This window comes from Enterococcus sp. VV15 (assembly GCF_005236045.1).
In the GTDB taxonomy this organism is placed as follows: domain Bacteria; phylum Bacillota; class Bacilli; order Lactobacillales; family Enterococcaceae; genus Enterococcus_B; species Enterococcus_B durans.
Genome location: NZ_QPTY01000010.1, coordinates 14,963 through 37,943, shown reverse-complemented (window position 1 = coordinate 37,943; position 22,981 = coordinate 14,963). Strand labels below are relative to the sequence as shown.

At 37.8% G+C, this 22,981-nt stretch carries 18 protein-coding genes, 1 pseudogene and 1 riboswitch; of the genes and pseudogenes, 4 read left to right on the top strand and 15 right to left on the bottom strand.

Translation table 11 applies throughout. The features are described 5' to 3' along the window. Positions 1-98 precede the first annotated feature (98 nt). The 9 genes and pseudogenes from DVW83_RS05485 to DVW83_RS05440 form a co-directional block, all read right to left on the bottom strand. Positions 99-2,177, bottom strand: coding sequence for a heavy metal translocating P-type ATPase (locus DVW83_RS05485; protein WP_104660173.1), 2,079 nt, complete (start codon positions 2,175-2,177; stop codon positions 99-101). 570 nt (positions 2,178-2,747) lie between these two features. Beyond that, positions 2,748-3,092 carry a hypothetical protein gene (locus DVW83_RS05480; RefSeq protein WP_104660172.1) on the bottom strand — a complete coding sequence of 115 codons (345 nt, stop codon included), beginning with the start codon at positions 3,090-3,092 and terminating at the stop codon, positions 2,748-2,750. 12 nt (positions 3,093-3,104) lie between these two features. Then, on the bottom strand, positions 3,105-3,752 hold the full coding sequence (locus tag DVW83_RS05475) for an SGNH/GDSL hydrolase family protein (RefSeq protein WP_137239106.1): 648 nt from the start codon (positions 3,750-3,752) through the stop codon (positions 3,105-3,107). A gap of 802 nt (positions 3,753-4,554) precedes the next feature. Continuing rightward, on the bottom strand, positions 4,555-5,853 hold the full coding sequence (gene asnS, locus DVW83_RS05470; RefSeq protein WP_104660170.1) for an asparagine--tRNA ligase: 1,299 nt from the start codon (positions 5,851-5,853) through the stop codon (positions 4,555-4,557). Between the two features lie 34 nt (positions 5,854-5,887). Continuing rightward, a complete protein-coding gene (locus tag DVW83_RS05465; RefSeq protein WP_104660169.1) occupies positions 5,888-7,078 on the bottom strand; it encodes a pyridoxal phosphate-dependent aminotransferase in 1,191 nt (396 codons plus the stop codon). Positions 7,079-7,097: 19 nt separating this feature from the next. Then, the gene (locus DVW83_RS05460; RefSeq protein WP_373412796.1) at positions 7,098-7,661 is read right to left on the bottom strand and encodes a cell wall elongation regulator TseB-like domain-containing protein; all 564 of its coding nucleotides are present in this window, start codon (positions 7,659-7,661) and stop codon (positions 7,098-7,100) included. A 42-nt stretch (positions 7,662-7,703) separates the two neighbouring features. Beyond that, positions 7,704-10,484, bottom strand: coding sequence for a helicase C-terminal domain-containing protein (locus tag DVW83_RS05455; protein ID WP_104660167.1), 2,781 nt, complete (start codon positions 10,482-10,484; stop codon positions 7,704-7,706). A 205-nt stretch (positions 10,485-10,689) separates the two neighbouring features. Then, positions 10,690-10,890 (bottom strand): cold-shock protein, encoded by a 201-nt coding sequence (locus DVW83_RS05450; protein WP_005875554.1) that lies wholly within the window; start codon positions 10,888-10,890, stop codon positions 10,690-10,692. Between the two features lie 595 nt (positions 10,891-11,485). After that, positions 11,486-12,591: pseudogene (locus tag DVW83_RS05440) on the bottom strand (baeRF6 domain-containing protein). 487 nt (positions 12,592-13,078) lie between these two features. Between DVW83_RS05440 and DVW83_RS05435 the strand changes: the two are divergent. After that, positions 13,079-14,386, top strand: coding sequence for a serine hydrolase (locus DVW83_RS05435; protein WP_123863122.1), 1,308 nt, complete (start codon positions 13,079-13,081; stop codon positions 14,384-14,386). Between the two features lie 510 nt (positions 14,387-14,896). After that, a complete protein-coding gene (locus DVW83_RS15440) occupies positions 14,897-15,118 on the top strand; it encodes a DUF3788 family protein (RefSeq protein ID WP_238699366.1) in 222 nt (73 codons plus the stop codon). Between the two features lie 398 nt (positions 15,119-15,516). Here the strand turns inward: DVW83_RS15440 and DVW83_RS05425 are convergent, their stop codons facing one another. Further along, entirely contained in the window at positions 15,517-16,191 is a 675-nt protein-coding gene (locus DVW83_RS05425) for a DUF4956 domain-containing protein (protein ID WP_104660163.1), read from the bottom strand. After that, positions 16,181-16,906, bottom strand: coding sequence for a polyphosphate polymerase domain-containing protein (locus DVW83_RS05420; RefSeq protein ID WP_104660162.1), 726 nt, complete (start codon positions 16,904-16,906; stop codon positions 16,181-16,183). Before DVW83_RS05420 ends, DVW83_RS05425 begins: the two co-directional genes overlap by 11 nt. 525 nt (positions 16,907-17,431) lie before the next feature. Between DVW83_RS05420 and DVW83_RS05415 the strand changes: the two genes are divergently transcribed. Continuing rightward, positions 17,432-18,634, top strand: a complete 1,203-nt coding sequence (locus DVW83_RS05415) for a YdcF family protein (protein ID WP_137239104.1) — start codon at positions 17,432-17,434, stop codon at positions 18,632-18,634. A gap of 29 nt (positions 18,635-18,663) precedes the next feature. Here the strand turns inward: DVW83_RS05415 and DVW83_RS05410 are convergent, their stop codons facing one another. The 4 genes from DVW83_RS05410 to DVW83_RS05395 form a co-directional block, all read right to left on the bottom strand. Continuing rightward, positions 18,664-19,932, bottom strand: a complete 1,269-nt coding sequence (locus DVW83_RS05410) for a voltage-gated chloride channel family protein (RefSeq protein WP_104660160.1) — start codon at positions 19,930-19,932, stop codon at positions 18,664-18,666. Positions 19,933-19,981: 49 nt separating this feature from the next. Further along, positions 19,982-20,049: riboswitch (Fluoride riboswitch) on the bottom strand. A gap of 42 nt (positions 20,050-20,091) precedes the next feature. Continuing rightward, a complete protein-coding gene (locus DVW83_RS05405; protein WP_137239102.1) occupies positions 20,092-20,739 on the bottom strand; it encodes a FusB/FusC family EF-G-binding protein in 648 nt (215 codons plus the stop codon). Positions 20,740-21,003: 264 nt separating this feature from the next. After that, a complete protein-coding gene (locus DVW83_RS05400) occupies positions 21,004-21,507 on the bottom strand; it encodes an HD domain-containing protein (RefSeq protein WP_016177482.1) in 504 nt (167 codons plus the stop codon). 123 nt (positions 21,508-21,630) lie between these two features. Then, entirely contained in the window at positions 21,631-22,395 is a 765-nt protein-coding gene (locus DVW83_RS05395) for a TrmH family RNA methyltransferase (protein WP_104660158.1), read from the bottom strand. Between the two features lie 107 nt (positions 22,396-22,502). Here DVW83_RS05395 and DVW83_RS05390 point away from each other — a divergent pair, with 107 nt between their 5' ends. Next, positions 22,503-22,778 carry an acylphosphatase gene (locus DVW83_RS05390; protein ID WP_005875530.1) on the top strand — a complete coding sequence of 92 codons (276 nt, stop codon included), beginning with the start codon at positions 22,503-22,505 and terminating at the stop codon, positions 22,776-22,778. Positions 22,779-22,981 lie beyond the last annotated feature (203 nt).

Here is a 22,981-nt window from a genome sequence, read left to right as displayed (position 1 = left end):
TTGCTATGTGTTTTTCTGACATGAGCGCAAAAAAAACCTCTATTTGATCGAAAAGACTCGAAAAAATAAAGGCTTTTTTATCCGTAAGTGGATGAGTATTATTTGACGCGTAAACATCTCATTGCATTTAAAACAGCTAAGACAGTCACTCCAACATCCGCAAAAACAGCATCACCCATTGAAGCGATTCCGAATGCGCCCAATAGCAGAACAAGCACTTTGACACCAATGGCAAAGAGGATATTTTGTTTGACGATTTTCAACGTTTTTCTAGATAAGCGAATTGCATCAACGATTTTCGAGGGTTCGTCATTCATGATGACCACATCTGCTGCTTCGATCGCTGCATCGCTTCCCAATCCACCCATAGCAATTCCAACATCTGCTCTCGCCAAAACAGGTGCATCATTGATTCCATCACCGACAAATGCAGTTTGTTGTGTTGCATGTTCCATGATTCCTTCTAATTTTTCGACCTTGTCTTGTGGCAGTAATTCACTGTATACCTTATCTATCCCAAGTTTGTGTCCGATATGATCAGCAATATTTTGGGCATCTCCAGTGAGCATCACTGTTTGTTTGATTCCCACTTGTTTTAGTTTGCGCAATGCTTCTTGCGCATCAGTTTTCACTGTATCTGCAATCACCAAATAACCGACAAATTCACCATCCAGCGCTACATACAAAAGGGTGCCGACTTCTTCATTCTTCGTGCTCTTGATCTGGTATCTTTCCATTAACTTGTGATTACCGACCAAAACAAGTTTTCCATCTATCTGTGCCTTGATCCCTTCTCCTGCCACTTCTTCTATTTCTTCTACTGGCAATAATGAACCTTCATAAGTAGATAAAACAGCTTGTGCAATGGGATGGGTAGATAATTGTTCAGCACTTGCTACGTATTGCATAAATTGTGTTTTCTCAAGAGTTGTTTCTAATTTTTGAACAGAAAAATCACCTTTTGTCAAAGTCCCGGTTTTATCAAAAACAATTGTATCCGTGTGGGCCAATAATTCTAAGTAATTCCCACCTTTTACCAATACCCCTATTTTACTTGCGCCACCGATTCCGCCAAAGAAGCTTAATGGGACAGAAATCACTAACGCACAAGGGCAAGAGATCACTAGGAAAGTCAACGCACGATAGATCCAATCAGAAAATTCTGCCCCAGAGATCACAAGGGGTGGAACGACAGCAAGTACTAAAGCTAACCCTACAACGATCGGTGTATAGTAGCGAGCAAATTTCGTGATGAAGTTTTCTGCTGGTGCTTTTTTACTGCTTGCGTTTTCAACTAATTCCAATAGTTTACTAATCGTAGAATTCTCATACGTCTTTTCAACCTTGATCACTAATGGCTGATTTTTATTGATAAATCCGCTTAGAACAGTTTCTCCAGCAGACACTTCTTTAGGTACAGACTCTCCAGTCAGTGCCGAGGTATCTACTAATGATTGGCCTGTAAGGATCGTTCCGTCTAATGGCACACGTTCGCCAGGTTTGACTAATACTTGCTCTCCAATCACTACATCTTCGGGTTGCTTTGTTATCAACCCGTTTTCTGTTTGGACATGGGCAACTTCTGGACGGATCGCCATCAATTCACGAATCGATTTTCTCGATTGGTTCACTGCAAATCCTTGGAAGTATTCACCAACTTGATAAAACAGCATAACTGCAACTGCTTCTGGATATTCTCCGATCAGCATTGCTCCGATAGTCGCAATCGCCATCAAAAAATTCTCATCAAAAATTTGTCCTTTGATTATGTTCCCGACTGCCCGTTTGATGATATCAAATCCAATGAGTAAGTATATCAACAAAAATCCGATAAATTTGATTGGTTCAGCTGGTGACCACAGGAACAAAATCAGCAAGCCGATAGCAGAAAGGATGATACGTAGCAATGTACGTTTTTCATGGTCGTCTTTTTCTCCCTGAACTTCTTGTTTTTTCTTGGTGATCTCTTTCATCGAAACATCAGGTTCTACTTCCTTTATGACTCTTTTCGTTTCGTTTTCAATTGTTGCTAAATCTTTATCACTCGCTTCGATCGTCAGTTTACATGTCGTAAAATTGACAGTCGCTTGCTTTACTCCTTTGATTTCATTCACTTTTTTCTCGATTTTCATCGCGCAATTGGCACAATCTAATCCATCTAAATAATAACTCTTCATTTTCCTCACTCCTCGCTTTTACATATGAGTAACTCTTCATAAGTAATTATATATGAACGAACACTCATGTGTCAAATAGAAAATGTCCTTTTAGAGAAGTGAACAAAAATATTTTTCAGATTTTATCTTTTGAATAGAGTCTGGGACAAAACTAAAAAGCAGGTTTGCTAAAGACTCTCGAATAAACGAAAGTCCAAAAGTCAGTTTTGTCGGAAATTTCGAAAAAACGAGCATGGGACAAAAGTAAGAAACACTTTTGTCTCGACCTCGAATACCAACCTATCTATTCAAAAAAGAGTCAGGTTCAAAGGGTGGATACAAGGGTAAGTGACGATACTTTTATAAGATAGATTCAGATATGTCGATTTATAATACAGGATTTCTAAAGATATCTGAGGCAGAAATATGAACAAAAAAATAAGCCAATATCCACAAAGATCATTTTTAAAATTTTTGAGGATAACGGCTTATTTTTGAAAGGAGTTGCTTTGTCTTTATCGTTTGCTATCACCTAGTACCTGTGATACTCGTTTTTCACGTTTCTCTCTAACATGAGCAAATAAATGAACATCAAAGTAAATCAATAAAAAAATCAGCGATCTTTCTTTTCTTTGCTGCAAGTAGCCAGTATTTGATAAATTCAGTTTGGACCTTTTCTTCTTCTTCGATTGCGATAAACACTTTTTCAACTAGTTTTCCAGAACGCACCCCCACTGTTTTGTCTATTTGAAAGGCCTGACCGAAGGCAATCAGCTTCGGTGTCCCATTTGATTGTCTCAGTTCAGCCACTACAGATATCCGAGTAGGATTTTGGAGATCATACTCCTTTATTTTTACAGTAGGTACTCCTTTGGCAGTTTGAAAAAGCAAGTTGATTTGTTGAAGATCCTCCGCTTTTGCTTCTCGTATTTCCATTTGTTTCACCTTTTATTCAAGATTCACTAACATTTCAGGTACGACAAACTCTAACCAACTTTGTGCAATGATCTCATGTCCGGCAAGTGTAGGATGTACGCCATCTTCTCCTGTATATTTGCTGAATCCTCGAATAATTCCCAACGCATTCAGTTTTCCATCTAAGGAAACAAACACCAGATGGTATTCTTCCGCTAACCTACGAATGATCTGTATTTTCGGATCAAGGTCCTTGCGCCAAGTCTGACGATCAAGTGGCTCTGGTAATACAAAAGGCTCCATTAATACAACCTGATTTATCCCTTTCTCCAACAATTTTTCGATCAAGTAACGGTAATCTTCTTCAAACATCGTCATTGATTGCTCCGTTGCAAACGTGGTTGGATCATTCACATTATGCCACGTATCATTGATACCGATAAGAATCGAAACGATATCTGGTTCAAGATCTAAACAGTCTGTGTCAAAACGTGCTCGTAGATCAGCAATCTTATTTCCATTGATGCCTTTATTAAGAACATCAAATTCGATAGTTGGAAACTGTGTGCCCAATCGTTTTGCTACCAACAATGGATAACCATTACCTAAATCCTTTGAGTCATTATATTCTCTGCCACAATCAGTAATACTATCACCAATAAATAAAATACGTTTTTTCAAATTACTTTCCTCCTATTGTGTCTATTTACGCTTTCTTTTTTCTCTTGTATATGATCAATCAGCGTACTTTTCGGGGTTATATTCCTTCTTCCCTAACGTATTCGCTTACATTAGTATAAAAGAAAAAAAACAGCATCTCCGGCTTAGATTTCACCTGGAAACAATAAGCAATATTGAGAATGTGTCTTTTCATTCCTATTCCAACACGCTGTTTGCAATTACTCTTTTTTTGCTGTCTGCACTAAAATAACTCTACAGATTTTTCTTCCAAATTTCCATGCTTCGGTTAGATTTTTGCATTATCGTTACGTTTAACTTGTTAATCAGGCGTAGCCATTCATTTTGCAATGAGGTCGAGATAAAAGTCGTTTAGGTTTGAGAAATTGAAGAGAAAAACCTGATTTTCGGATACCGTTTATTCGAGAGTCTGTAGCAAAACTGATTTTTAGATTTGTCCCAGATTTGTCTCTTTTAAAGCAATGCTTTCCATTTGTCTGGTACATTCTAATAAGCCAGCTTTAATTTTAACTATCTTGCACCAACACAATCGTATTATACCATCATTTTCCAGAGACAAATATGCTATTCTTTTTTTCAACTATTTTACTTCTTCGTACCTGACCATTTCATTGAGAGACAGTTTGATTTTTGCTATCTGTGAGGAATGTGTCAATACTAAAAAGGACCCCACAAACATTCATCATGAATGTTCGTGGAATCATTTTTTGGGTTTAGCGATTGCTTTTCCTGTTGCTTCTAGCACTTCACTCTATCAAAATCTCTAGGACAGCTAACTGTTTTTTTATGGATAAATACGGTTCAATAAACGTGGGAATGGGATTGCTTCACGTACATGATCAATACCGGCAATCCAAGTCACCGTACGTTCCAGACCTAGTCCAAATCCAGAATGGGGAACAGAACCATATTTACGTAAATCAAGATACCAAGAATATTCATTTTCATCTAATCCATGATTTCTGATTTGTTCTAATAAAAATTCGTAATCCGTTGCCCGTTCACTACCACCGATGATTTCGCCATAACCTTCTGGAGCGATCATGTCGGCACAAATAACAACATCATCTCTTGTTGGATGTGGCTTCATGTAGAAAGGTTTGATTGCTTTCGGATAGTTCAAAATAAAGACAGGTTGTTCAAACGAATTTGCGATGAATGTTTCGTGTGGTGAACCAAAGTCATCTCCCCACTCAATGTCATCGAAGCCGTTTTTCTTCAATAATTCGATTGCATCATCGTATGAGATACGTGGGAATGGTAATTTTGTATAAGTTTTCAGCACTTCTTTGTCTCTTTCCAAGACATCTAACGCATAGTCACAGTGATCAAGAACATTTTGCACTAAGAAAGCGACATATTGTTCTTGGACTTCTAGACTTTCTTCCTGATGCATAAAAGCCATTTCAGGTTCGATCATCCAGAATTCAATCAAGTGACGACGAGTTTTTGATTTTTCCGCACGGAAAGTTGGTCCGAATGAGAATACTTTCCCAAAAGCCATTGCAGCAGCTTCCATATAAAGCTGTCCGCTTTGAGATAAGTAAGCTTTTTGATCAAAATAGTTTGTTTCAAATAGATCCGTTGTTCCTTCTGGTGCAGAACCAGTCAAAATCGGTGGATCGATCTTAACAAAATGATGATCATTGAAAAATTCATACGTTGCACGAATGATTTCATTTCTGATTTGCATGATCGCATGCTGTCTTGAAGAACGTAACCATAAATGGCGATGATCCATCAAGAAATCTGTGCCGTGTTCTTTTGGTGTGATAGGGTAATCATGACTTTCACTGACTACTTCAATGTCAGTGATCCCAATTTCGTAACCGAATTTTGAACGGCTATCTTCACGGATTTCACCTGTTATGATGATCGATGTTTCTTGGTGCAAGTTTTTCGCAAGTTGGAAAACTTCTTCTGACACTTCACTTTTTACGACTACTCCTTGGAAATAAGCAGTACCGTCTCTTAATTGTAAAAAGGCGATTTTTCCGCTTGAACGCTTATTGGCTACCCAAGCGCCGATTTTTACTGTTTCTCCCACATGGTTTTTCGAATCGATGATTTGAATTTGTTCCACGTTGACTCTCCTTTATCATTTCCTATTTTTAGGATTAATTTTGACTTTTACTCTCAATGAATCGGGCAATCCGTCTCACTGCTTCTTCTAAGGTTCCTAGATCTGCCGCATAACTCATACGCACATTTTCTGGCGCACCGAACCCTTCACCAGTTACCAAAGCAACGCCAGTTTCTTCTAATAGATCTTCTACCCAGCGAGTGACGTTCTCATATCCACAAATCGCCATCGTTTGTTTGACATTCGGGAATAAATAAAATGCACCTTGGGGCTTATTGATCGTTACTCCAGGTAAGTTAGAAACAAGCGGATATATGATATTCAAACGCTCTTCAAATGCACTTCTCATTTCCTCTACCGTATCTTGAGTCCCTGTCAAGGCCTCAACTGCCGCGTATTGACTAACTGCAGTTGGATTACTGGTCGACTGTGAAGCAATAGCGATCATTCCATTGATGATCTCTTGATTACCTACAGCATAACCGATCCTCCAACCTGTCATCGCATATGTTTTTGACACGCCATTGATGATGATGGTTTGTTGACGAATTGCTTCTGATATCGTTGCAATTGGAGTAAACTCATTGCCATTATAAACTAATCGTCCATAAATATCATCTGCAACTATCAAAATATCGTTTTTGACAGCCCATTCCCCAATTGCTTGAAGTTCATTTTTCTCATAGATCATTCCTGTCGGATTTGACGGGGAATTGATGATGATTGCTTTCGTTTTTGCTGTGCGTACTTGTTCGAGTTGAGAAACAGTTACTTTAAAGCCGTTTCTCTCTTCGCCTTTGACAAATACTGGCTTTCCTTCTGCTAACTTCACTTGTTCTCCATAACTGACCCAATACGGTACCGGAATGATCACTTCATCTGCCGGATTCAAAATGGTTTGGAATAACGCATAAAGTGCAAATTTAGCCCCATCAGTCACAATTGTTTGTGAGGGTGCATAATCGACACCATAATTCTGTTTGAGATAGGCGACGACTGCTTGACGCAATTCAGGGATACCAGCGCTTGGTGTGTAATAACTAGCTTTACCATTTTTGATTGCCTCAATAGCTGCCTCTTGAATGTTTTCTGGCGTAGCAAAATCAGGTTCCCCAACAGTTAAGCTCAAAATATCCCTACCTTGTGCCTTCAACGCTTTCGCTTTTGCTGCTGCTGCCAGCGTAACAGACGGTTCTAGCCGTTGAATTTTTTCTGATAGATTCATCTAACTCATCCTTTACAATTTAGATATCGGTAATTGTTTTTACTTCTTTTCCTGTGTCAAAAGCAATTAGATAATAATTCAATTCATTATGTGAATTTTCTCCTGTGATTTCCCAGACTACTTGATCATCGTACATACCAAGAGTTGCTTTTTCGACTTGGATATCTGGATGAGCATCCGCAATCTTTTGTTTCGCTTCTTTTTCTGTCAGCCCGTCTTTTTGAGCTAAAACTTTTACTTTTTCACCCGATTTTGGAATGACGACCACGATTTCCTGGCCTTTATCATTTTTACCTGTCAAAGAGAAATACGTTTTTTTACGTGTGAACCAATAAAAGCGATCAACTTCCTTTAGATCGGCATATTTTTCGGCAATCTCAGTCGCTTCTTTTTTCGCCTGCATCATTGGACGACTTGAGCGTAAATAGAAAATCGAACTAAATACGATCACTGCTAATAAAAAAATGATCAAGCCAAGTAAAACGCGGTTGATTATCTTTTCTTTTGTCGTTTTTTTCTTTTTGTTTTTCTTTGGTGATTTTTTCAAGGATCGTCGCTCCTTTTTTTGTTCGCTATCATTCATTATAGCAGATTTTTGATATGAAAAAAGAATGTCACAGGAAGTTTATTCTTCGTTTTTGTTTAAGAAGTGATGGATGTCATGGCAAATCTCTTCTATTGAGTCTTCCTTGATCGTGATTTTTTTAGGTAAAGCTTGAATGATCCGCGCCCCATATTTAGCAGAAAGTAAACGCCGATCCAAAATCAGCAGAACCCCGCGGTCTTTTTCTGAACGAATCAAGCGACCTAATGCCTGTCTCAGCTTCAAGGCTGCTTTGGGGACCGACTCCTGATAGAAGGGATTGAGTCCTTCTGATTCAAGATACGCATTTCTAGCCCTTACCATCGGACGCAAAGGATTATCGAAAGGAAGTCGAGTCACTACTACGATTTGTAACGCATCTCCAGGTAGATCGACGCCCTCCCAAAAGCTGTCTGCACCAAACAGTACGCTCATTTCCGATAACGTGAACCGTTTCAAAAGTTTTTGGCGACTGCCACCAAAACCTTGTGCCAGAATCTCTCGTCCTTGCTCCAACATAGTCAAATGAATCCATTGGTACACTTTTTGTAAAATATCATGTGAGGTAAAAAGGACTAAGATCGGACGCTTCTCTTGTGTAATCAACTCCATGAGAGAATTTGCCAAATAATCAACATATTGCTGCCCACTCACTTGATTGATTGCCGGAGCATCTTTAGGCACATAGACTCTAGCCTGTTGCTCATAATCATAAGGAGAAGCAATCACTTTGAGTGGTGTTCCTTCTATCCCCAAGCGCTTCGCTAGATAGTGACGATTTGGCCCGACTTTTAATGTGCCGCCGATATATAATATTCTTTCATAGCGGGGATACCAAGCGGTTGTTTCTAATAAAGCTGCCTGGAAATCATGCAAATGAAAAATCGTTTGCTGCGGATTCTTACCGGGTACGAACCAATGAATCAGATTCTCATGCCAATCTTCTAGCCATTTTCCCATAAAAAATCCTTGTTTTTCCATTTGATCAAACAACTGATAGAAAGTCGCCAAATCGATCCGCATCTGATTCGTCCAACTTTCTTGGATGATTTCTAGACTAAGGCGCATCTGTATCTGCAATTGTTGGATTTCGCGGTAAAACAAATGAAGATGATCAATTGCCATGCTTGCTTCTAATGGAAGCTGATCAAGCATATCTTTGGTGATCATTATTTCTTCTGGATATTCGCCATGGGTCTCTTTAGGTGCAAACTCATTCAATCCTTCTGCCAGAAAAATCTGTGCCTCACATAATGCACTTAATTCATCTCGGTAAATCTCAAGCCAGCGACGCATGTCATGATTCTCCGGCAAATAACTTTGAATGCGGTCAAACAATCGTTCTGGATCTTCAAATTGCTGGATTTGTTTATAAAATTGAGCAATACTTAGCCGCTGGTCGTTCACCTTTTCTGCAATGTCTGGTAAATGATGCGCTTCATCGATCAATAAATAAGGACTTTTTGGAAGTAAAGGTGTTTTCCTTTGTGTCTCTTGGACTAAAAAAGCATGGTTCACAATCAAAAAATTGCTCTGCTGGACTTTTCTTTCTAAGAAACGGACAAAATCTTGTTCATAGAAAGATTGATTACGTGCTAAAAAGTTTGTTCCTCGATGCGCGATCTCTGAGAAAAAGGCATGATTCAGATTCGTCAGATGCAATTCATCTAAATCACCTGTTGTTGTTTGGGTCAACCAGACCAAGACCGACATTTGATAGAGAGCATATTGTTTTTGCTCCTTTGGTGTTGCCAGTGTTGCCTTGAATCGTTGGAGATCGATATAATGACGGTAACTTTTGATGATAGTCGCTTGGATTGGTTGCTCCAATAACTGATTCAACAAAGGGATATCTTTTTCCATGATCTGCTGTTGTAAAACAAGCGATACTGTACTGATGATTGCTGGTTTTTCTGGTGTTGCCAGATAACTAAGGGGTAAGAGATAGCCGATTGTTTTGCCCATTCCTGTAGCAGCTTCAATCATCAGATTTTTAGACTCATCTTTTGTAAAATGGTCATACACAGCATTCATCAAACGATTCTGCTCTTTTCGATACATCAATGTTTTGCCAAACATCTTCTCTTTGGCCTGTTTCTTCCTTGGATAGACCTTTTTGCCATAATGCACATCTGTGTAGAGCTCTACTTCTTTTTTTCGCAAAGCAATGCCATCAATGATTTCCCAGTCTTCCTTCAATCTAGGAGGATTCTCTCGCATTTTATCGGTCACGTGTTGGATGAATCCAGCGGTATCCATTCCTGTCTGCCCGCTTAATTCAATGATTTTTTCTAAAGTGATGATCGGCAGCTGTTGCATACGCTCTTCGATCAGTAAAAGAAGTTGCGCAGTCACTTCTGCATCACTGTCTGCCTGATGGGGATTTTCGTGGACAAAGCCTAGACTCTCAGATAAATCAGAAAGACGAAAACTTGGTTCACAGGGCAAGAAAATTTGTGCTAACTCAACGGTATCGATTCCTGGAATCGTCAAAGCTGGTGTATTGCAACGGGTCAATTCTTGGTTAAGAAAATTATAGTCAAAGTATATATTATGTGCGACAAAAATTGTGTCAGCTAATAAATGATAGATTGTTTGTGCAACGTCTTCGAAATAAGGAGCTTGCTGCACACGCTGATTTGTAATCCCAGTTAAATGTTGGATTTGTTTAGAAATCTTTCGGCCTGGATTAATATCTATCGAAAAACGAGAAGTGATTCGACCACCTTCAATCATGACACACCCAAATTGGATTATTCGATCTTCTTTTGGATTTGTCCCAGTTGTTTCGATATCAACAACTGCATAAGTTTTTGGTTTCAAAATAAATACCCCTTCTCTTTCCTTTAAATATTCTCTTGCGATTATACTACAAACCTAAGAAAATTACTTTGACCCTCTCCTTTCTTTTAGTAAATCATCATAAAGATGGGGAGCTTCACAATGGATAAAACAGTTGCGCAAGACAAAAAAAGCTCGGAAAACTAATTGAATAGTTTCTCCGAGCTTTATAAATTATATAGGTTGATTAAGCTTTAACAACGTTAGTTGCTTGAGGGCCACGTTGACCTTCTTCAACATCGAAGTTTACTGTTTGGCCTTCTTCTAAAGTTTTGAAGCCGTCGCCTTGGATAGCTGAGAAATGAACGAATACGTCGTTACCGTTTTCTGCTGTGATAAATCCAAAACCTTTTTCTGAGTTAAACCATTTTACTGTACCTGTTTCCATAATAAAAATCCTCCTTGTGTATCAACACATATTTTGCAATTACTTGAATGGTGTATATCTGGAAGATGTTTATTTGAAACAAGCTACCACAGATTACCGAACAAAAACTACATTCTTACTATATCATACCGTTTACAAAATTACCAGAGTTTTTCCTTATTTTTTGTATTTATTCTCTTATTTAGAAGATATATTTGCAAATAAACGAACGTTTTCTCGAAATCACCCCTATAAGATTCAGAAAATTTCTATTTTCTATTTTCACTTTTGTAAAAAATTTCAATTTATTATCTAAAAAATGATGAACGAACTTTGAAATCATTCAATGATCCACATCATTTTTTAACTGATAAAAATTAGTATGCGCATCTATCCCCTCTCAACTGTAAGGTGTCGTTTTTCTGAGAAAAGTACCTTCCCCTCGCAAAGCCAATGAGACTAAAGCACAAAAATAATGAGCGAGAGGCAAAAGCTAGGAACACTTTTGTCTCTCGCTCATGACGAATCCAACGGCTGAACCAGAGGAAACTCCTTCTCTCGGAGCTAAACACTTCTGTCAACGCCTGACTATTCATCTACTTCGATAGTTTTTCACTCAATAACGTAAGATCGCAACTAAACTCTTTTCGTCTGGTGCATCTTTTTGTTCAAGGATAAAGACCTGACCACCGTTCGTGATCACATTATCTGCTAGTTCATTCAGTACCTGACGGCGGTCATACTCTGTTTCTGGATCTTCGCCAAAACCATCTGCTAAATTAGATGTAGCAATGAATAAATGGGATATTTTTCCTTCTCTTGCTGCCGGTATAATATCAACGAGTTGATCAATGAACTTTTTATCAAGCAACTTATTGTAATCACTTGCTTCTTTGACAGCTAATTCTTGCGATAGTTTTTTTGCGCCTGCTTCAATTTCTTTTAATGAAAGTTGTGCAGGTGAAGCTGAGATCGCAACATCGGAACGATAATAAGGGTTCTTCGCCACTTTTTTGAACATCGTCTGATTTTCTGGTAGTGCAAATAAGAAGATAGGCCATTTCTCTGGATTTTCAAATGTATCTTTCAAATAGTCATCGACTGCTTGATAATAATTAACCCAATCAATTTCGACTTCTTCATCTTTAGGATTGACTCCATGGAACGTCGTACCTTCACTACCATTTGACGCATAGTTCAACCCGCCTCCTGTTAGTTCAGATCCTAAAGCAGTGACGACATCTTTTGGTGCATCTTCAGGCAAAGCCACTTCTTTGACTTGTTTATTCGTTACTTCGTACAATTTCATCGAATCACGATTCAATCCTAATAAATAGTATGAATAGTTGAAATGTCCATTTTTGATGATCGCTAATAAATAAGGTAGATTACTCACATAATACTGGTCATCTACAGGAATACCCAAACGGTGGATAAACACTTGTTCTGGTGATACTATGACAGCTACACTCGTTGTGGCACTACGCCAGAAAGACGGATCGTCCAACAAACTAGTAATTTTTCTTGGAATGGGGACCAATCATGCTCAGAGTATTTCTTTTCAAAGCGCTTTTTCGCTTCCTTTGCAAAATTCTTGAATTTGATTTGATCTTTTTCTACGTCTTGATGCGCAACATGGGTGTTTAACATAATCGTGACAAACGGTCCTTTGGTACCTTCTGAAGTCAATTGTGATAATAATTCTTTTTCTTTTTTTGCCATAAACGTACCCCTCCTAAAAAAATCATTTCTTTGTATCTGTAAATAAAGTCTACCACATCCCATTTTATCAATACAATAAAACGAATCCCAACCAGAGAAATACCTGATCGAATTTTAGTTGTGTTGTCCTACTTCATATTTTTTTCATACTTTCATCAATTATATGCTTATTTCCTTAACAGTAGCTTCAAACTCTCTTGATATACTATAAAAAACAAAAAAGAACGAGGTGATCTTATGCAATTATTCATGATTTTTAGTTTGGTCGCACTCTCAGCAGGCGCCCTTTTTGCAGCATCACGCCTAACCGAATCCGAAGTACAGCCAGTCAAAGTTCGTGTCAATGAACCCAAAAGATAACTTTCTCTGATTCTTCATTAATTAGACTTGTTCTTTATAAGGTTTTTTTCAGAACCATTGAAACCTTTTGTTCTCTCTGATAATATTCTAAGTTGTAAGAATCAATTTAAAAATGAGGAGAACAAAGATGTTCAAAAAAAATACCCGTTTTATTGTACTATTAGCAAGTCTTATCTTATGTATCACTTCTTTCTTGCCTAGCGCAACTGTTCAAGCAGACGACGCATTTAAAATAAATGCCAAAGCTGCCTTTGCCGTAGATGCAGAAAGTGGAAAAATCCTTTATGATCAGGATGGCGAAAAAAAGATGGGAATTGCTTCCATCACAAAGATCATTGGTCTATATATCGTACTTGAACAAATCAAAGAGGGTAAATTATCTTGGGAAGATAAGGTAGCCATTTCGGATTATGCAGAAAATTTAAGTGTCGTGCCGGATCTATCGAATGTTCCTTTGCATAAAGAAAATGATTATACAGTGAAAGAACTTGTTGACTCAGCTTTCATCCAATCAGCCAATGCTTCCATGGTTGCTTTAGCTGAAAAAGTTGCAGGCAGTGAAAGTAAATTTCTTGAGTTAATGAAGAAACAACTAAAAGATTGGGGCATCAAAGATGCAACGATCGTCAATGCATCAGGTTTAAACAATTCTTACCTAGGTGAGAATCGACCTGAGAATACTGGTGAAACAGATGAAAATCAACTGTCTGCGAAAGATGTCGCTATTGTTGCTCGTCACCTCATCTTAGATTACCCTGAAGTCTTAAAAATCACGAGTACCACAAATCAAACATTCGGCGAAAATACACAGTCACCGGTTGAAATGGTCAATTGGAACTGGATGCTACCTGGTTTTGTAAACTATCACGAAGGTGTCGATGGATTAAAAACTGGCACAACTGATTTTGCGGGTGCATGCTTTGTCGGAACGATCAACAAAGATGGCCGACGAATCATCACAGTGGTTTTAAATGCAGATAACCATGAAGAAAATCCAAGTGCCCGATTCAATGAAACGTCACGATTGATGGATTATTGTTATGACAACTGGTCAGAAAAAGAACTTGGAAAAGCAAATGCAAGTATTCCGAGCCTAAAAGACATCAAAGTGAAAGATGGAAAAGAAACCTCCGTCAATGTTGCGCTAAAAAGCCCTGTAAAAGTCTGGGTAGAAAATGGGATGGATACTGGGAAATTAACGATTACTCCAACACTTGATAAAAAGAAAGTAACGGATGACCAAGTAACCGCTCCTATCAACAAAGGCACTACAGTTGGCTCAGTAACGATCCAATTAGCTGATGACAAATTAGGCTATTTGGAAGCAAATCAAGAGCCTTCGACAGACATCATCACCACTTCTACTGTTGAAAAAGCAAATATTTTTGTCATTGGTTGGCGCCATGTCACAGATTTTTTCAGTAATTTATTTTAACATCATGAAATAGTCACCAAAAAGAGGTCGAAACAAAAGTCGTTTAGGTGTGAGAAATTGAAGAGAAAAACGAGCAATACGCTTTTTGTATTGTTCGTTTTTTTTTTTGAAATTTCCGGAAAAAATGACTTTTGGACGCCATTTATTCGAGAATCTGTAGCAAAACTGATTTTTAGATTTATCCCACATTCTTTTTTTGTGTCTGATGGATATTTGCTTTGCTAAAGTCTGAGTAACAAAACTGTAGCTCTCCGATAAAATCACCTAAATCTTGGTACACTGCATGAGTACATAATGCGAAGTGTGTGGGTTTTCTTTTGGCCCTTCTGATTACTTTGGTATAATCAGGTAAATGGAAGTTTCGGAGGAAATAAGGATGGGTGAAAAGCAACAAATATTGCGAGATACAACGGTAAAGCCAACTAAGGAATTGATCTCTGCTGGACTAGGAGAAGCAGCTATACTATACGAAGAGTTCATAGGAATATAAAAAGCCAAGGAATCACTCTTATGGATTGGCGGTTTTATAATGATGGAAAAGCTTGGCTATCAAAAGGTGAAGACAAGTGGACCACATCACGTGGTTCACAGAAAGTAAAACCGATCTTCTGGCTTTCTATTTGGGACGGATTTTTCAAAGTATCCTTTCATTTTCCAGAAAAAATGAGGGAGGAATTAGTCACGCTCTCATTAAGGGAAGAAATCAAAGAGAAGATAAAAACTCTTCAATAAAACGGGAATAAAAGGAAACATCTTTCGGTTATCTTTGATGTTGATCATCTAGAACAATTGGCTGCTATCTATTAACTAGCGGAATTTAAGAAACAGAATGGATAGTTTTCCTTAGATTTCCAGCTATCAGCGAACTAAACGCAAATCTTTTCTGGCCATCGCATCTTTGACTGTTGATGACTCGTTTAAGATCTACGAAACAACCTTGCAAGAAAATTGCTCGAGATAAAAAGGGAGGTTGATCTTTATCGCTGTCTTTTCAAAAAAGCTTATTCTCAGTTTTACCAGTAGTTACTGAAGATAAAAAGAAAGTACTTTATTGAAGAGCCTCCGCTAAGCTTTGGCATTGGGACATTGGGACCTCACTTCCTTGTTAAGTACTTTCTTTTTCTTAGTTATCACAATAATTTATTCGATTTGTCCATACCTACAGTGATCGAAATGACTTCTGGATGATCCATGATCGTTCGAACCAATTCTTTTTCAAGCATACTCGTTTTTACTTTTACTATGTAGTGTAAGGAGCAAGTTTCTTTATTGATTTTTACTTTTTTTAAATTGCAGTTTTCTGTATATTCTGCAATTTTTTCTTCAATAATACTCGAAAGAAACAAGGATTTAGAAACTTTTAGCTTGATCGTTTTTTCAGTATTAAAAACTGTATGTTTATTTTTGATTGGAAGCATGAAGATGATGACTTGGATAGCAGCAACTATACTAGACACTAATAGTGCATAGACAATATACCCCGTCCCTGTAGCTAAACCAATCGACGTTGCCCAAAAAATACTGAATATATCTCTCGAATTCCCTTGAGCAGACCGGAACCGCACTAAGTTAAATGCGCCCAGAACAGCGATCCCCGTACCTAAGTTACCGTTGATCAACAAAATGATGGTATGTACTAAAGTAGGTAACCCAATCAAGGCAAACATGAAGTTTTTTGTACAGTTGTTTTGATACATATGGGTGTAAGCAATCAGAATGCCTAGCAAAATCGACACCACCATACATAAAAAGAAATCATCTAGTGTGAGTTGAGAAGGCTCATTTTTTAAGACACTATTGAACATAAAGTGGGTCCTCTTGGATATATCTTTTATAGACTTGTTTATATTTAGAAAATTTTATCTCTTTTTTGCCCATCCTATCCAATCCTACCTGTAACCATTCAGGTATTTCTCCTGTCGTTTTTATTTCCATCAGCACATCGATTTCTGGCGCTACCAGATTGTCTTCTGCACAGTGTTTCCAGGTCGTTAAGTCCATTAGACGGTAATGGATATTTTGATCAAAAGTGATTCGCAAGTCTTCTGAATCTCTATTTACAAATGCTTCTCTTAAATAATAGATATATACTTTGGGCTCCAATGCCAACCTTCTGAACAACCACTGTATTTCATTAAAAATATACTCTTCTTCTAAATTACTGAATATGGTCTCTGCCAACTCGATATTTTCCAGCATATCATCAAGCTCATGATGCGCTAATTTTATTCTACGTTTATCTGTCATTCCTTGAAACTTTCTTTTTATCTCTAAGTAGATAGACGATATGTCCTGAGGATCTCCATATTTTCTGATTCTAAATTTTTCTCGATAGGACTTTTCTGTAGTGATTTCTTTTAAAAAGTGATGATCGTTTGTATCAAAATACAAGGAAGAAATAAAATGATCACTATATTTATCCCGAACTACCTGTTTTGGAAATAGTGTTTTCAAATACTTAGCTTGATCATAAGTTAATGCAAATTTTCTTTCAATACGTTTAAATCTTTTTTTGTTCATATACTATCTCCTATAAAATACTTTATCTCAAAATAGAACTACTTTCGATTATACTTGTGACAGTGAATGTATAAAAAAGCGAGTGGATAAATACTGTTTTTTCATTCTGGTCTACTTGTTCCACGTTTTACTATGTATACTTCTTATCCATCTTGTTTTTTCCATCACATCATCCAGTTCATTCCTTCCATAGATTTTGTTGCCGTTAACATTTTATTATGCAACTGGTTTGTTGCTTGACCGATATTTTCCAATAAAAAAAAATATCGTTTTCGCATTCATTTTCATGCTACAGTTATTTGTATCTACAAAAGTCTTCATCAAGATCGAGGTCTAAAAAATCTGTTAATTTGAAGATTTATATTTTCGATAAAAGCTTTTTTCAACATAATTCGTTATAATAGAAACGTTGTAAAAAAACTGATTGACTATTTAGTAGCTAACTTATCTATATCCGCTGTATTTACTACTAAATGATGCTATCTTTTTTAAGAAAAAATTTACAAATCGAAAGGAGTTCATTCAATGAATCTTACTAGAGACCTGATATTTTTAGTTATCTATATTTTAGGAATGTCAGGCATCCTCTATTGGCGCAAGCGCCAAAGCGATCCCGCTCTATTCTTTTATTGTGGGACGTGGACTTTTATGATGATGGTCACTTACTTCGTCGTTTTAGAAGTTTTTTATCATACATTTTATTTTTTGATTCCATTGCTATTTTTCAGTATTTTTGCATTTTTCTATTTTAAGGAAAAACGTAGGTTAATCAATGGCGTACTTTTTAATACGTTTTTGATTGTCTTTGGTGGTTATCTAGGGTGGCTACTAATAGAGACGCAAAATATCTTTATCGGTGGGTTATTGGCTTTGATCGGGATACCAATATTAATTCTTTTGGCAATCGGTATCTACATTTTGATCATTTTTTTATTTTGGAATGGTGTTGTAGTCATGAAAAAAGAATCCCGTTCTTTAGCCAATCTTTTGACTCTCTTGTTAGGAGTCGCTTTGACTATCTTTTTGATATTGGACTATACATTAGTCCGTTGGCTCCCACAATGGGCAAATGCTCTATTTGCTGTCATTCCGTTTATTTTTGCTTATCTACTCATCGTTTTCTTTAATTTTATGACTATTTCAATTTTGTATCAGTTCAACCGTCCAAGGTATAACCAAGATTATATCGTTGTTCTAGGCGCTGGTTTGATTGATGGTGAACGCGTATCTCCCCTACTTGCTAAAAGGATCAATAAGGCGATCGCATTTTATTGGGCACAAAGTAAAGCAACTTTGAATCCACCAGTCTTGCTCATGTCAGGAGGAAAAGGAACCGATGAAAAAGTAGCTGAATCCATTGCAATGAAACAATATGCTTTAGAAAAAGGGATTACCGAGCGTGATATTTTAGTAGAAACAAATTCCACAACGACGCTAGAAAATATGCTGTTTTCAAAAGAAATAATGGATCAGCAAATGAATGGGCCTTATCGCGCGATTTTTACTTCAAATAATTACCATATCTTTAGAGCTGGACTATATGCGCGGCAAGCGAAACTCAATGCAAACGGAATCGGTGCAAAAACTGCACTATACTACTTACCGAATGCTATCTTAAGAGAATTTATTGCCATCCTTGTCTTACACAAAAAACGCCATCTTATCATCTGTGGCTTGATGGTCGGCTTTGCAGTATTTTCTGCTCTTATTCTCAAATTCGCTCAATAAAAAATGGAGGCCTTGTGGCACTCCATTTTTTATTTCTCTTTTTGTCGTGAGATTCTTCCAAGGATCGGTAAGAACAAGATCCCTTTTTTCACTTCAACTTTTTGCGCAGAATAGATTCCACTATTTCCTGAACACATAAAGCTAATCAAACAGATCATAAAGAAATAGCTGGCTGCTTGACCTCCAAAAAGTTCGATCCCCATAACAAAGCAAGCAATCGGTGTATTCGTTGCTCCAGAGAACACCCCAATAAACCCTAATCCTGCTAAAAAAGGTACTGATACATGAAGAATGGGTGCTAATGTCGCACCTAAAGTTGCCCCAATCTCAAATAAAGGGGTCACTTCGCCTCCTTGGTACCCCGCACCAAGTGATAGAACGGTAAAGCCAAGTTTCCCAAGAAAATCGTAAGGATGAGCACTTCCATTAAATGCATCTTGCAATAAAGGCAGGCTTAGTCCGAGATATCTTTGCGTCTGTAAAATCACTGCTACGAGCACCACGACTGCTCCTCCAATAAAATTGCGTAAAACTGGATGGGGGATCCGCTTTGCATACCAAGCTTTTAACCAGACGATCGAACGGCTAAAGAGCCAGCCAATGATACCAAATGCAATGCCTGCAAGCAATAGTTTGAAGAAAAGTGAAGGGTCCCATGTAGGAATCGCCCCCATTTGATAATGAGTATGCTTGACATTGAAACTTTCCGTTACAAAGTTCGCAAAAAGTGCTGCAAAAAAGCTTGGAAACAGTGCTTCGGTTCTCACTTTTCCGATTGCCAATACTTCTAATCCAAACAATGTCCCAGCCAAGGGTGTCCCAAATACTGAGCTAAAACCTGCGCTGATCCCACTGATGACAAGAATCTCACGCTCGATTTTGTTCAATTTGAGCCAACGAGCAAAGTTCTCAGCAAGTGCCCCGCCCATTTGGACCGCTGTGCCCTCCCGACCAACAGAACCACCAAAAAGATGCGTGGTAATGGTGCCAAATAAGGTCAATGGGATCAGCCGCAATGGAATCTTTTCATTTCCTCCATTCCCTTGATCGATCACTAAATTGTTTCCTCGGGAAGAATTGCCCCCATACGTCGTATATAGATAAGCAAAAAGTCCCCCACTTATCGGTAAAAGAAAAAGTAACCAAGAGTGCTCCAGCCGAATAGCTGTCACATCAGTCAAACTAGTTAGAAAGAATGCGGATAAACCTCCCATAAAAATACCTAAAATTGCTGTAATCAATAACCATTTGATCATATAGATGATCACCTTCAATGGATCAGGTAATCGATTTTCCATCTCATTTCCTCCTCAAAAAACGCCTACTAAAAAAAGGGGGAGCCCCGTTTCTTTAGTAGGCGTCATTAGTTATCTTACGATCAACGTTTAAAGGCGAACACCATCACCTATTCACTTCACCAAATAAGATAGCATATTTTTCAGAAAAATACAATGAGATCACCGCTCATGTTTTACTCGTTCTGTGAATTCGTAAAAAGGAGCCAATTGTACCAACTGCTGATTACATTGGTCACTATCATGACAAATATAATTGCCTTTTTTCGTGTATGTTCCATCTGAACCAGTTTTTGTGGTAGAAAGAAAGAGTGAAACATTTGAAGTTCTTTGACAAATCGAACAAATTCCTTTGTTGATTGTAGGAGATAATGTTCCACTGATCCCTTTTAGTTTTTCTTCTTCATAATAGATCATAAATTTTTTCTGGCTACCTAGATCGTTCCAACCAATATAAGTATGTTCCTTTAAATCCAGTTGGTTCCAATCTGGTTGTTTTAACTTTTTCACTTTTCGGAATAATTTATCGATCTGCGGTTTTGTCGGTTGTATGAATGGAAGAACGATCACTTTCAATTCCTCTAATAGTCGTTCTGCTTTTTCTTTTTTTAGAGTGACGTCTAGTACCTTCTCCATAAATTCATTTACAGCTGTATTAGGATGACCAAGTAGCTCGTGGATTTTTTTAGCCGCTAATGCTTGGACTGTTTGAACTGTCTTTGGATCATTCACTGAACTATAGGCGTTTAACAGCTGCTCGACTTCTCGCTTAATAAAATAATATTGATATGGTTTGATTGTTTTTTCCATGACTTTGAGTCCTTTCTTCTTTCAAAATCGGCTACTTTGAAGAAAAAAGTGATCTTTCTATCAAAGTGCCTTTAGATAAAGCCTTCAAACTCTTTTAAATAAGATACACATCGCATCTTATCATCACCCCCTTTATTTTTATGTTGGTTATGTACTTTTTCATCTCAACAAAGTAAACAGTAAAAAGACCAATTAGTCAATGTCTAAACAAAAAACCCGAGAATTTTTTTCAAAATCCTCGGGTCGAAGGCTTAGTTAAATACCTTAAATCGATTGTTCTTTACCAAAATATCGTTGCCATTTTTGTTTCATTGAAGCTGTCATTGGTTGGGCTGCTTCTTTGACTGCACAATATTTATCCACAAAAGTAACGATATAACCTTCTTTATATTTAGGAGGGGCAATCGTTGCTCCCCACATATGTTTCAAAATAATATCACGCTCTAGATCTGAAAGCTCCGTGATTTTTTCAGCATTTTTCACAGCGATCCTTGGGTGAACATACGCATGTGTCCCTTCATCGAACTTCGTCGTACGCCAATCGTAGTAAAATAAATCATGTAAAAGGCCTGCTCGAGCAGTCGCTCTTGCATCACCGCCCCATTTTTTCGCTAATTTGTAGCTATAGTAAGACACACTGATTGAATGCTCTAATCGTGTCGAGTGGACATGTTGCGTATAATTTGCTAATTTCTTCACTGCATCAGTTTCTAATAGATCTTTTATATAAGACATATATTCTTCGTCTTCACGCCATTTTTCTGTCATAATTATCGATCTGCCACCTTTTTGAATTCCATTTATCTTTGAAATTGAACTTAGTATACCACTAGTGTTCGTAATATTCTAGTGAGGTTTTCGCAAAATGCAGAAAGCTTAATAGTTCCTTAACTATAAGGAGAAGTGATAAAGCATGATGCCCGCTGCAACTCCTACATTTAAAGACTCCGCATTTCCTTGAATCGGTATATAAACATTTTTATCCGTTAGCGCCAGTACTTCTGGACGTACGCCTTGACCTTCATTCCCCATCACGATCGCATAATTTTTCTTTGTCTGGATGTCATTCAAGGACATTGCTTCTTCATTCAGTTCTGTTCCATAGGTTATAAATCCTTGCTCTTTAAGGATAGGCAATAATTTTGTTAGATCCTCTTGGATGATCGGTAAATGATAGTTACTCCCCTGCATGCTTCTTAATACTTTAGTACTGTAGACATCCGCCGTTCCCTTACCTAGCACGACACAAGATAGACCAAAAGCATCGGCTGTGCGGATCATTGTTCCTACATTGCCGGGATCTTGTACGTTGTCAAGCAACAACCAACCACCTTCAAAATTCGGTATCTCTCTTTTTTCAGCTTCCACCACTGCCATAATTCCTTGAGGAGTTGGTAGATCCGAAACCGTTCCCATCACTTCTTCTGACACTAGTGTAACAGAAAGCGCCTGATTTTCTTCAAGCCAACTAGACCACTCAGTCAGACCGCGTTGCGTAATAAAAAGTTCGTTGACCTTCGCATTTGAGGCAACAGCCTCCTCAATCAGGTGAAACCCTTCAAGCAGATATTCCCCTTTTTCTTCACGATATTTTTTCTTATGTAATTTTTTTAATTCTTTGATTCTTGGATTTTTTGCTGATTGGATCTCTTTCACATTTTTCACCTCACCTGATTATACCATGGATTAGATCATTGCACTTGTTCAGTAGCAAAAAAGTCGGTATCATTAATTTAAAAATAAAAGAAAGAACGGTGAATAAAATGAACAAAATCAAGATGAACGTGCAAGGACGTGTACAAGGCGTTGGTTTTCGCTATATGACAAAAATCGTAGCGGATCAATTAGGGATCACCGGAACAGTGAAAAATGAAGATGACGGCTCTGTCACGATCGAAGCCGCGGGCGACGATGAGGCAATCAAAAAATTCGTGGAAGAAGTCAAACGATCACCAAGCCCCAGCGGACGTGTCCAATATGTGGACCTTCAGGAAAATCCAATGATGGAGGACAGAAAAAAGTTTGTTGTAATAGGCTGACCTTCTAGAAATGAATAGAAAATGCCAGAAAAATTGGACTGTCTGTATGTAAATCGAAAAAGTTTGTCCCTCTCTCCAGCCTAGATCGACAAAAAAACATTCTTATTAGCGAGTATATTAACCAGTGATAGGTATACGTAAAAGTGGGAGGACTTCAAAAGTTTTGGTTCAATAAAATGGAGTCTATACTATTTTGTGGTAGT

What these genes read in the sequence shown, in the direction of transcription:
- DVW83_RS05415 (WP_137239104.1), top strand. Translation starts at nt 17,432, where the DNA reads ATGAATCTTACTAGAGACCTGATATTTTTAGTTATCTATATTTTAGGA.
- DVW83_RS05435 (WP_123863122.1), top strand. Translation starts at nt 13,079, where the DNA reads ATGTTCAAAAAAAATACCCGTTTTATTGTACTATTAGCAAGTCTTATC.
- DVW83_RS15440 (WP_238699366.1), top strand. Translation starts at nt 14,897, where the DNA reads ATGGATTGGCGGTTTTATAATGATGGAAAAGCTTGGCTATCAAAAGGT.
- DVW83_RS05390 (WP_005875530.1), top strand. Translation starts at nt 22,503, where the DNA reads ATGAACAAAATCAAGATGAACGTGCAAGGACGTGTACAAGGCGTTGGT.
- DVW83_RS05465 (WP_104660169.1), bottom strand. Translation starts at nt 7,078, where the DNA reads ATGAATCTATCAGAAAAAATTCAACGGCTAGAACCGTCTGTTACGCTG.
- DVW83_RS05425 (WP_104660163.1), bottom strand. Translation starts at nt 16,191, where the DNA reads ATGTTCAATAGTGTCTTAAAAAATGAGCCTTCTCAACTCACACTAGAT.
- DVW83_RS05420 (WP_104660162.1), bottom strand. Translation starts at nt 16,906, where the DNA reads ATGAACAAAAAAAGATTTAAACGTATTGAAAGAAAATTTGCATTAACT.
- DVW83_RS05400 (WP_016177482.1), bottom strand. Translation starts at nt 21,507, where the DNA reads ATGACAGAAAAATGGCGTGAAGACGAAGAATATATGTCTTATATAAAA.
- DVW83_RS05450 (WP_005875554.1), bottom strand. Translation starts at nt 10,890, where the DNA reads ATGGAAACAGGTACAGTAAAATGGTTTAACTCAGAAAAAGGTTTTGGA.
- DVW83_RS05405 (WP_137239102.1), bottom strand. Translation starts at nt 20,739, where the DNA reads ATGGAAAAAACAATCAAACCATATCAATATTATTTTATTAAGCGAGAA.
- DVW83_RS05410 (WP_104660160.1), bottom strand. Translation starts at nt 19,932, where the DNA reads ATGGAAAATCGATTACCTGATCCATTGAAGGTGATCATCTATATGATC.
- DVW83_RS05460 (WP_373412796.1), bottom strand. Translation starts at nt 7,661, where the DNA reads ATGAATGATAGCGAACAAAAAAAGGAGCGACGATCCTTGAAAAAATCA.
- DVW83_RS05480 (WP_104660172.1), bottom strand. Translation starts at nt 3,092, where the DNA reads ATGGAAATACGAGAAGCAAAAGCGGAGGATCTTCAACAAATCAACTTG.
- DVW83_RS05485 (WP_104660173.1), bottom strand. Translation starts at nt 2,177, where the DNA reads ATGAAGAGTTATTATTTAGATGGATTAGATTGTGCCAATTGCGCGATG.